1 protein-coding gene is annotated in these 2,596 nt (G+C 44.1%); it reads right to left on the bottom strand.

Annotation, left to right across the window (positions count from 1 at the left end; translation table 11 throughout):
• Positions 1–2,225: type I restriction-modification system subunit M (locus ACTHUE_RS15250; protein ID WP_440423913.1), on the bottom strand; the 2,225-nt coding region annotated here is incomplete at its 3' end.
• Positions 2,226–2,596 lie beyond the last annotated feature (371 nt).

Here is a 2,596-nt window from a genome sequence, read left to right as displayed (position 1 = left end):
TTTTTAGCCTTGTTTGACAATAATTCTAGGTAATTTTCCAATGCGATTGTTTCTTCTGTTGTAACGCTTGCATAAATTACTTTGAAATAAGCAGCAATTTCTTTAGCAATAAATGCATCATTATCGTCATTGACATAAGGTCCACTTTTTTCTTCTTCGCTCAAATCATCTAAAATACTCTGTAGTTCGGCGGTGATTTCCTCTAAGCGATTTTCTTTGGCTTTCAGGTTTGTCAATTCCTGCGGCAATTTGACGGCTTGCACCAATTCAAATGGCAGAATATGCCCTACCCAGCCGTCTTGTACTTCGGCTTCTTTTTTGGTTTTGCTGTCTTTTTTCAACACCATAAATGGATCAACCTGCTTAATTGCTTGTTTGCCTTCGGTTTGAATCATCTCCAAATCGGCGGCAATGCCTGCCACATCGGCGCGCCATAGGTCATCGAGTTTTTGATAGGCGGTATAAAAATCCAATAAGGGCATTGCCTGCACTTTTTCCCGAATGAGTTCGGCGAGTTGCTGCTGGGTTTGGGAGATGTTGAGCGTTTCCATCGGTTCAATCAGCAGGGTTTCCAAGCGAGCGGGGAAATCGGCAAAGTTTTGGGCAAATTGCGCTTGGTAATTCAGCACGCTGGCGTGGCTTTGCATGGCGGCTTTGAGATTGTCGGTTTTCGGCTGCACATAAGGTGTGCCGTTATCGGTAAATAAGGCCGTCTGTAAACCGTCAAAGGCTGCCCAATAGTCTGCGAATTGTGCCAGCTCGGCTTTGGGAATGCCGCCGTGCATGGTGGCGAAAATATCCCATTGCTCCACCGGTTCGGCGGAATCAACATAGCGCGGAATGTTGAGGTTGTAGCCGTTTGCTACAATTTCGGCTTTCGGCACAATGCGGGAGAATTTAGGCAATTCCCGGCGATGGGTCACGCAATCGACAATGCGCTTGATGTCACTTGCCTGCAAATGGTTGTTTTTGCCCACTTTGATGAAATGTTTGGAGGCGTCAATCATCAATACGTCGTTACGTTCGCGCTCTTGGCGTAAAACGACGATGATGGTGGGAATGCCCGTACCAAAAAAGATATTGGCAGGCAGACCGATAATGGCATCGATATGATTGTATTCAATCAGATTTTTTCTGATTTTCTCTTCTTCTCCGCCCCTAAAAAGCACGCCATGCGGCAAGACGATGGTCATGATGCCGTCGGGCTTTAAGTGGAAGAGGTCGTGCAATAGAAAGGCAAAATCGGCTTTTGCCTGCGGGGCGACGCCAAAACGTTTGTAGCGGATGTCGCCTTCTTTGTCTTTGGGATTCCACGGCTGGGAATAGGGCGGATTGGACACTACGGCATCCAGATACAGCGGCTCGCCTTCCAGCGGCCAGTCGTCTTCTAATGTATCGGCATTGCGGGTGAAAATATTGCTCGGCAAAATGCCGCGCATGACCAAATTCATACGCGTGAGGTTGTAAGTGTTTTCTTTTAATTCTTGTGCGTAATATTTGATGCTGTCGGCGCTTTTGAGATGTTTGGCAACGCTATGGCCGATGTTGATCAGCAATGAACCTGAGCCGCTGGTCGGGTCGTAAATGCTGATTTCTTCACGGTCTTTGAGATGGTCGGCAATAATTTCAGACATCAGCAAAGATACTTCGTGCGGCGTATAGAATTCGCCCGCTTTTTTGCCTGCATTAGCGGCAAACATACCGATGAGATACTCGTAAATAAAGCCCAATACGTCATAGCCTTGTTTGCCGTCCATTGGAATATCGGCAATCAGCACGAAAAGGTCTTTCACCGCATTGGTTTGGCTGGCGGCGGTATCGCCCAATTTGCTCAAACCGGATTCTAAGGTTTTGAAAATGCCGTCAAAAACTGAGATGTAGTTTTCTGCAATATTGCGGCTGAAAGCGCTCATTGCAGTGCGGACGTTGGCAATATTGAAATCCGAGCCTTGGGCTAGCCAAGTTGAGAATAGATGTTCGTAGCTGATGAAATAACCGAGGTTTCTTTTGATATGGTTGACAAGATCCACGTTAGATTCGGTAAGCTCATCGGCAAAATTTGATTTTTCTAAGCCTTGTTCAAGGGCAAATTTCTCCAGTTTGTCGGACAAAAATTTGTAGAAAATAAAGCCTAAGATGTAGTCTTTGTATTCGTTCGCTTCAATTTTGGAACGCATTTTATTCGCAGATTGCCAAATTTTGGCTGCAAGTTGTTGTTTATTCATTTTTTCTCTTATTGGTTTTTGATTTTATACATATTGCGGTATTTATGATTGCTTGGTGCAGGCTTTGCTATGATAAACCATCAACACAGTGTTTACATAATTTACATCGTAGAGGGAGTATGATTCATCGATGCAAGGAAAAATGGTAGGAAAGCTCACATTACACAAAGGCCGTCTGAAACTCAACTTTCAGACGGCATCTTGTATTCATATAAGAGCCGCTATCTCTATTGGCGAGGATGAGATTGAGATTGTCATCTTTGAATATAAATGATTAGGATAGAACAAGCGTTTGGATTTTGAAGATGATTTATAAAAACTCTTTGAAATTTCTCTACTCTTTGAAAAAGAAAAAAGGCCGTCTGAAAAGT

The organism is Neisseria sp. P0021.S005 (assembly GCF_051956955.1).
The sequence above is the reverse complement of the archived record's forward strand: the minus strand, read 5'-3'. Positions and strand labels throughout refer to the sequence as shown.